The organism is Chryseobacterium contaminans (assembly GCF_001684955.1).
GTDB classification, from domain to species: Bacteria; Bacteroidota; Bacteroidia; order Flavobacteriales; family Weeksellaceae; genus Chryseobacterium; species Chryseobacterium contaminans.
The window spans coordinates 1-430 of record NZ_MAYF01000289.1 but is presented as its reverse complement, the minus strand read 5'-3'; the positions used below and the strand labels follow the sequence as shown (position 1 = coordinate 430).

At 62.1% G+C, this 430-nt stretch carries 1 protein-coding gene; it reads right to left on the bottom strand.

All coding sequences use genetic code 11. The features are described 5' to 3' along the window. Positions 1-19: 19 nt before the first annotated feature. Positions 20-430, bottom strand: a 411-nt coding sequence (locus BBH99_RS13630; RefSeq protein WP_066696649.1) for an SEC14 family lipid-binding protein, incomplete at its 5' end; no start/stop codon positions are given.

The window sequence follows — 430 nt, the reverse complement described above, 5'->3', positions numbered from 1 at the left end:
TGTCATTTACATCCAACCCTTACGCTGCCGTCGCCGGCGCCGGTGCGGACGCCTCAGCCGGCTTCTCTGCGTCATTCCATGGCCCGGCATCGCTGAGCGAGCAGCTCCCATGACAAGCGCAAGTCCCGCCATACTCCTTCGGGAGGTTCTCCGCGGGGATCTGCTCGAGCAACTTCGCCTTGAAGTCGCTTCCGCACACGTCGATCTTGGCCGCCGTGACGGGATCGAGCCAGCCCTTGACAGCGCTCCAAACGGCGCCGAATCCCCAGGGCGCGTTGATGATGTAGAACTTCCCCATGACCTCGGGGTAGCGGTCTTGTCCGATCTGCGTCGCCTTGCCCACATAGTCCTTGACGCGCCAGAAGTTGGAGAGCGAGACGTTCTTGAGGTCTAGGATCGTGCAGAACGTCTCGACGGGGTGACCGACCAT